The organism is Streptomyces sp. NPDC002884, from assembly GCF_040295245.1.
Taxonomy (GTDB): domain Bacteria; phylum Actinomycetota; class Actinomycetes; order Streptomycetales; family Streptomycetaceae; genus Streptomyces.
Genome location: NZ_JBEOVB010000079.1, coordinates 1 through 7,724, shown reverse-complemented (window position 1 = coordinate 7,724; position 7,724 = coordinate 1). Strand labels below are relative to the sequence as shown.

The 7,724-nt window shown below is 65.7% G+C and carries 2 protein-coding genes and 1 pseudogene; 2 read left to right on the top strand and 1 reads right to left on the bottom strand.

Annotation, left to right across the window (positions count from 1 at the left end; all coding sequences use genetic code 11):
- The first annotated feature begins 400 nt into the window (after positions 1–400).
- Complete coding sequence (locus ABT070_RS45695) at positions 401–3,736, top strand: tetratricopeptide repeat protein (protein WP_351769242.1); 3,336 nt, start codon at positions 401–403, stop codon at positions 3,734–3,736.
- Positions 3,737–6,200: 2,464 nt separating this feature from the next.
- The gene (locus ABT070_RS45690; protein WP_351769241.1) at positions 6,201–7,004 is read left to right on the top strand and encodes a hypothetical protein; all 804 of its coding nucleotides are present in this window, start codon (positions 6,201–6,203) and stop codon (positions 7,002–7,004) included.
- A gap of 631 nt (positions 7,005–7,635) precedes the next feature.
- On the opposite strand, the pseudogene ABT070_RS45685 reads toward ABT070_RS45690, so the two are convergent.
- Positions 7,636–7,724 (bottom strand): annotated as a pseudogene (locus ABT070_RS45685) (IS5/IS1182 family transposase); the annotation flags it as partial.

Below are 7,724 nucleotides of genomic sequence, written 5' to 3'. Positions count from 1 at the left end.
GGCGCCGGCACATTGTGCCGGCGCCCCTCCGTACGTGACGGGCCCGCTTCAGTAGCAGCATGACCAGCGGGCCGGAACGACGGCGATCTGCAAGCTAAGACTTGTCCCCGTTCGCCTCCCGATCGTTTCCGTCGATCGCGGACCGGGTCTCCGCGCGAGCACGCTGCACCTCAAGGGAGATGGTCAATAGTGCGCTCACGGATGCAAGTAGGTCGGCGAGTACGGACAGCAGGTCCTGCATGATCGTCCCCTTCGATCTGCGGCCACGAGCTGCAGCCGCTGCACCGCCGATGATGCGGACTTTTTGGCAATCCGGCCTTCTCCCACCGGATTGCGCAGGTACATTCCGGATTTGGAAGTAGTTGTCCAGGACGGACCGCACAGACGGACGGGGGCGGCGATGACGAAACGGGGGCGCAAGTGGCGCACTGAGGTCAAAGCGGCCACGGCTCAGGGGCGCAACCTCGCTCTGTTCATGAGGCGCCAGGTGGAGGCATCGGGCAAGACTCAGAAGGACTTGTCCACCGAGTTGGCCGTCAGCACTTCTCAACTGTCCGCCTACTTGAGTGGGGTGGCGGCTCCACCGGAGAAGGTGCTCGTTGGGCTGGTTCAGGCGACGACGCCAGTGGACTTGCTTGAGCGCCGGCTGGGAAAGGCAACAGAGCTGTTCAACCTGTTCCTGTATCCGCCGCGGTCGGAGAGCGTCGGCCCGCGAACGACAGCAAGGCATCCTCTGCCTGACACAGCCGACTTGGGCAGAGTGCTAGATGCTCTGGATGCGCGGTCCTCGTGGGGGGCCGTCCCGGAGTACTTTCGTGATCCGGATCAGTGGCCGCTCGCCGGACAGTGGGATGCACTGCAGGCGGGTGCTCACAGGGCTCGTCCCGATAGCACCGGCGACGCCGTTCCGCCGTACGTGAAGCGTGACGTTGATGTCGAACTGCAGCGTCGGCTTGTCACGGCGGCGCAGAACGGAGGATTCATTCTCCTGGTGGGCGATTCGACGGCAGGCAAGACCAGAGCTGCCTTCGAGGCTCTGCGCGCAGTCCTCCCCCACTACCGCGTGCTCGCTCCGGCCACGGGTTCCGAAGTCCAATCTGCGGCACGGGCAGCCGCACGCTCCGGCGTGCTCTGCGTGATGTGGTTTGACGATCTGGAGAGATTCCTGGGGCCTGCTGGTCTGACACCGTCAGTGGTTGCCTGGCTGGCTCGGGCCCGCATTCCTGTTCTCGCCACGATGCGTGCCCAGCAGTACGACATCTTTCGTCCCGCCAACTGGGCTGTGCCATCGGCCAACCCCGGTGCCGAGCGCGAGACGCTTTCGGTTGGGGCGCAGGTGCTGAATCAGACTGACGCCCTGCGCGTGAGCCGGCTGTGGAGCAGTGGCGAGCTGATCCGTGCGGAGGCATGCAGTGATGACCGCGTGGCCGACGCCCTGGCCCGCCACGGTCCCTACGGCATTGCGGAGTATCTCGCCGCAGGGCCGGCTCTCCTGGCCGAGTGGCATGACGCGGCGCATGGTGCAGGTCATCCCAGTGGGGCTCTTCTCGTGGCCGCAGCCGTGGACTTGCTACGCACCGGTCTGCTGTCCTGCCGAGAAGACGACCTGAGTGCGCTGCACGAGGCTCGTGTCGAAGCCGCAGGGCCATTGTTGAGGCCGGAAACACGGGAGCAGGCCTGGGACTGGGCGACGAGAGTCCGCTTCGGTGTCACCGGCATGCTCCAGCCCACTTCGGACCCGGCCTCGTGGGAAGCGTTTGACTACCTCGTCGATCACAGCGACACACCTGTTCCGGCCGATGCCTGGACGATGGCTCTGGAGTGCGCCGATGACGACGCGCTGGTGGCGATCGGTCTTAATGCCTTGCACGCCGAGCTGCTCGACATCACCGAGGAGGCATGGCGCCGCGCCTGTAACCGCGGGCACACCGGCGCCATGGTCAACCTGGGCAACCTGCTTCGCGAAAGCGGCCACGCCGCTGAGGGCGAAGCCTTATGGCGGCGGTCCGCCGAGCATGGTGAAGCCGTAGCCGCAGCGAACCTGGGGCTTGCACTGCGGCAACGGGGCGAACTGGAGGCTGCGGAGCCCTACCTCCGGCAAGCAGCATCAGCCGGGCACTTGGAGTCCGCCCATACCCTCGGTCACCTGCTGATCGACCAGGGTCGCCATGCGGAGACCGAGCCCTTTCTGCGCGAAGCGGCGACGCAGCTGCCTTCCGCAAGCCTCGACCTGGGCACGACGCTCGCCAAACTGGGCAGGATGGAGGAAGCCGAAAGCGTGTTCCGAGGCCCCGCCGACGGCGGTGACCTTGCGGCTGCCGTGAGGCTTGGATGGTTGCTGAACAAATCCGGACGCGTCGAGGAGGCAGAGAGGCGCTACCGCAGGGCCGCCGACCAGGGGAATGCGGTGGCCGCGAACAACCTTGCACAGCTGCTACGCGACACGGGACGACGCAGTAAGGCCGAGAGCTATCTGCGCAAGGCGGCACCTCATCTGGTCACAGCAGCCTTCAATCTGGGCACGCTGCTCCTCGATCTGGGTCGCCGCAAAGAGGCCGAGAAGCACCTGCGCGATGCCGCACGACGCAAACATCGTGAGGCGGGTAACCGCTTGGGCATCCTGCTGCAAGCGACCCAACGCATGGACGAAGCAGAAGAGTTCTGGCGCCGAGCAGCTGAACAGGGCAGCCTCGAAGCAGCCTGCAACCTAGCCAACCTGCTGAGTGAAACCGGCAGACCTCAAGCGGCAGAAGCTCGGTGGCGGGATGCCGCAGACCTCGAGCACAGCGAATCCGCGTTTCGACTCGCACTGCTTCTACGGACATCCGGACGGGAGGCGGAAGCGAGGCGGTATCTGCAGCAGGCAGCAGACCGAGGTCATGCCCGTGCCGCATACAAGCTGGGCAGAATCCTGCAAGCCAAAGAGGAACTCGACGAGGCAGAGCACTACTACGGCCTCGCCGTGCACGCCGACCACCGCGCAGCGGTCTGCCAACTCGGCCACCTCCTGCAGCACCGCGGGCGCGCCGACGAAGCTGCGAGCCTCTGGCGCCCACGGGCGCAGAGTGACGGCCCATGTCCGGCCAAGCATCTTGCCGCAATGTTGCTCGAGCGTGGCAGCCTTTCCGAGGCTGAGGACTGCTTTCGCCATGCAGCGCAGCACGGCGATATCGAGAGCCAGTTGACGCTCGGGAAACTTCTGCTGGCGACTGGCCGCGAAGACGAGGCGGAGTCGATTCTGCGCGAGGCCGCAGGCACCAGCACACGTGCGGCTCCGCCCCTCGGGCTGCTGTTGCAAGGGACCAATCGGACCGACGAAGCTGAGCAAGTTCTCCGCGAGGCGCTTGAGCACGGAGAGATGGATGCCGCAGCCGTGCTGGGCTTTCTCCTTGTGGATCAGGAACGGTTCGAGCAGGCAGAAGCGACTTTGCGTAGCGCTACAACGGGCAGCCCTTGGGCTGTGACGGCTCTCGGATACTTCTTGGAGTACTCCGGTCGGATGGACGAGGCCGAGGAAGCGTATCGGCAGGCTCTCGATCGCAGGGCACCAATGGCTGCCGATTACCTGGCTGATCTGCTCGAGAACACCGATCGTCCGGGGGAAGCGGAACACATCCGGCGGTCCGTAGCCGATCACTCACGTGACGGCGCATCTCTGCGCCTCCTGGAGCTTATGGGCTTGTCCGCCCTTACGGCCGCAAGCACCGACGACGATGGACAGCCGGGCACGCTCTGACAGTTGGCGGATCCTTGACGGTGACGTCGCCGACTCAAGACAAAGCTCACAGAACTCGTCTTAGGTCGTTTCTGCCTGGTGCGCATGGACGGTCGTTCGCTGTCCGGTGCAGCGAAGCCCAGTGAGGCGAACTGATGCTGAGGTGGATCACTCTTCATCCGTCGTTGACCCTGCACGGCATCATGCAGAGCCCTTCGGTAGGGCGCGGGAGAGCCGGACTTGGGCAAGGTCGCCTCGTCTGCGCCAAGCTGCATTACTGAACGCACTGCATTGCCTTCACGGCTACACGACGCGAAAGGTTGCGCTGATGCCGCTCTCGCCCTCGATCTCGGCGTGAGCCGGCGACCGGTAGCCCGACGCGCGCCCGCTCCCTGAGGTGCGCGGAAAGGCAGAGCGCCTGCTGGCCTGGCAAGCGATCCCTGTCGGTGGAGCGAGGCGGCGGTGGCCGTCTTGCAGAAGAAGTAGGCCCTCGTCACAGCAGGCCGCGACCGCGAACAAGCTCGTCAACCGGCAGAGTGTCCGCACCCCTTCGTGATCTCCGGGCCCAACCCGGCCTGACAGCCGCCTTTGCCACGTCGACGCCGACGGTTGGCCCGTTGATCCGGTGAAGTGATTACGGCGTAATCACTCGCGGCTGGCCCGTGGAAACCACTTGCACGCTCAATCGTGACTGCGTGATCAGCGGAGGCGTGTGTTGGATCTGCGTTGCCGGCAAGCGGCTGGGGGCGTGACTTGCAGGCCTGGGAGCGCTAGGCCAGAGGGCGCGGATGGGCCTGAGCGTCGTGCTTGGCCATACGGCTAGACGCTCAGCGACACCAGAAGAGGCTGAGAATCGGACGAGCCAGACACTCATGGCCCATCAACAGCGACTCGGTGCCCCCTCGAAGAGTCGACGACGGCACGCTGATGACTTCAGCTCCGTCGTGATTACGTCGTAATCACGACACCGGGGTAAGGGACTGCACATGATCCGGATGCGAGGTATGCCCGCTGGCCGTGACTGCAGCCCGCACGGGCCCTTGCCGCGTCAGGTGAGGTCTCAGGAAGGATTAGACCGACTCACAGACAGTGGCGACAAGAGACCGTGCCTGCTTGTCTGCAGGAGTGCCTGGCGCGCATGCGTCACGCAGACTCGCAGGAGCGAGGAGATGGAGGGACCCATGACAAGCGGACACGAGAGCCAGCTCTCGCCCCGCAGGCGCTGCTGACGGGTGCCCTGGCCCGGGAGGCCGCGCAGGCTCGACGTCTTCTGACCGCCGGGAAGTGGCGTCCCACCGAGGCGGACTCCGAAGCAGCCGAGGCCATGCTGGACCGCTTGGCGGCTCCGCTCCCAGCGCGGCGGGCAGCAACTGCACGGACCTTGGCCACGGACCGGGACCGTGGCTCCAACGCCTCCTGCGCACAACCCTTCACCACCTTGACGCAGGCATCGTCAGCCCGCCCGCAGCCGCGCTCCTCGCCGCCGGCGCCCGAGCATTTCTGCCTTGGTACGCCACTCCGAACCCACCACGCGCAGCAGCGGCCCCGGCATACGGGACCCCAGCCGGGCCGGAAAGCAGCCGGGCGGGGCCACCGACAGCGGTCGACGAGGCCCTCCTCCCCCAGTTAATCGCGCTGTTCGCCTTGGTGGCCGAGCCGCGCCTGCCCGGGGCCGCCCCGCTGACGCCTGCGATCGAGCCTTGGCAGACGCAGTAAAGGCCGCTTCCGTCACTACTCCAGACCCGCCGCCGGGGTATGGACATCTGAGACCTTCGGCTGCCCGGCGTGCGAAGGGACGGTCGGTCCGTGGACGGTGATCTGCGATTGGCGCCTGATCTCGCTCGGCTGGCCCTGCGGAGTGGTGACGCAGGAGCACGGCCCTTCCTTCTCCGAAGTCTGGCTCCTTCTACCGGACGTGCGAAGTGGTCGGGTTAGCTGACCGGGTTGCCCAAGCGCCGCTGGCAGGCTCACTCTGATTACGCCGTAATCACTCAAGGGAGCTGGCGCTCTCCCTGAGGTGAGGGAATGCAGCCAGCGGGATCTGCCAGACGTCACCGGGCGTCTGAAGCTGCGTACGCCAGGACGACGGCGTGGTGCGCAGGGCCGTATAGCAGCAGGGCCTGGGCAGCTTGGCGTTGCGGGCGGTGCTGCAGGCGTCGCGGAAGGTTCGTGGTGTTGCCGGTGATGACTTCGACCGGCTAGCTACCGTATGGCGAGCGGGCGAAGGCCTGGACCGTTTCTACGCCGTTGCCGGGCCCGGACTGGCCGTGGGTAGCGGCGACGAGGCGCAGTCGCTTTGGCTCATCGACCGACCGGTGAATGAAGTCGGGCGTGGCGTTGAGCCGCCCTCGTCGGCGTAGGGATAGGTGGGCTGCGGATGCTTCCGATGGCGAGCTGGCGCGCTCAGTCACAAGAGGAGCGACAGGGTCCCCCGAACACTGTTTCACAGAATGTGAATCCCCTTGTATGAGGCACACTCTGATGCATGGCTCGCACCGCTCGCAGGTCGAAGGACCCTACAAAACCGCTGCTCAAACCCCCTGTCCGCGTTGGCCATCTCGATACGGCAGCGGCTGTCGGGCAGTTGCGCCAGTTGCATGAGGAGGCCGAGGACGAGGACATCGGCCGCATGCCGGCTGACGATGAACTGTTCGGTGCGCTTCTCTATCTCGAGGCTCGTGCTGGGGCTCTGAAGAGCGTGGCCGCACGGCGTGCATCCGCACTCGACCGCATCCGGCTGTGGGAGTACCTGCGCCAGCAGGCGGATGTCCACCAGTCCCGGGCCGTTGACGATGCGCGGGCTGCAGGGGCGCAGTGGGCACAGCTTGCTTCCGCGCTTGCGGTCAAGGTGGCGAGCGCTGCCTACAACAAGGCGCTGCGGCTGCGCGCTGCTGCCCTAGCCAATCCCGCGAACCCGGACCTGCCGGTACGCCGTACTCCTGAGGCGGTTCTGCTTGCTGAGCGTCAGGCGGCAGCTCAAGCTGCGGCAGAACGCCGTGCGGAAGAGGAAGCTTCCCGTCGGCATGCATTGATGGCTCCCGTCGCGCGTCGACTCCTTGAGCACCGGGCGGTTCTGGATGACGACGATGACGTGACGTTCTGGCTGGACCAGATCGAGGCGGTACTCCCCCACTGCGAGACGCCCACTCAGTTCGTCAGCCTCGGCATCTATGTGGACGCCGTGGTGCGTGAACTGAACAAGGCAGACCACGCAGCCCGGACGGCTGAGATGGGTAAGGGTGCGCTTGCGGCGGTGGCAGCTGCCGCAGCCTTGGTAGTCGGCGGCTGACGTCTCACTGTGTCGAAGCAGCTGAAGGTGATTACGCCGTAATCACCTTCAGCTGTAGGGCCTACTGTTCCGCTCCCCAGTGCGCGCCTGGGGTAGGCCCCACATGCGCCGACCGGCTAGCTGGAGCGGTGGCGTCGGCACCCGGCGAGGAGGACTTCGTGGGCGTCGGCGTCGCGGTCTTGCTGAGCAGAAGGCTGTTCGTAGGGCTGAGGCAGGTAGTCGTGGCCGGGCGGTTGAGCCTGACTGGGCGTTCGTCGGGAGGTGCGGTCTCCAGGTGGGTGCATTTGTGGAGTGCAAGGCCGGGGAAGCGGGTGCCGCTGAGGTCGACATGCTTCAGGGAGCCGGCCTCGCGCCGCAGGGCGTGCTGAAGGGAGCTGTCCTGCAAGAAGGCGCAGAGCACCTGGCATACAGACGGATCCAGCACGCCGGCCACTGTGGCGCCCCGTAGACGAAGCGACATGACGTATCAGGGCCTTAAATTCCTGTTCGCCCAACAGTGGCCAGGAGATGACGCAGGCCTCGACCAGCCGCTGGACAACGGAGACAGGCCGGGGGAGTGCCGTCTGACGTCGACGCTCTGCCCATGGGGAAAGGCGTCCCAGAGTGCCTGGGCTTCACTTAAGACTTCATTTCAGTTGGTGAGTCTGCGGTGGCATATGAGGGTCGCGGCGATGGCGGTGAAGGCGAGGAAGTGTTCCGGCTTTCGCTCGTAGCGGCGGT

What these genes read in the sequence shown, in the direction of transcription:
- ABT070_RS45695 (WP_351769242.1), top strand. Translation starts at nt 401, where the DNA reads ATGACGAAACGGGGGCGCAAGTGGCGCACTGAGGTCAAAGCGGCCACG.
- ABT070_RS45690 (WP_351769241.1), top strand. Translation starts at nt 6,201, where the DNA reads ATGGCTCGCACCGCTCGCAGGTCGAAGGACCCTACAAAACCGCTGCTC.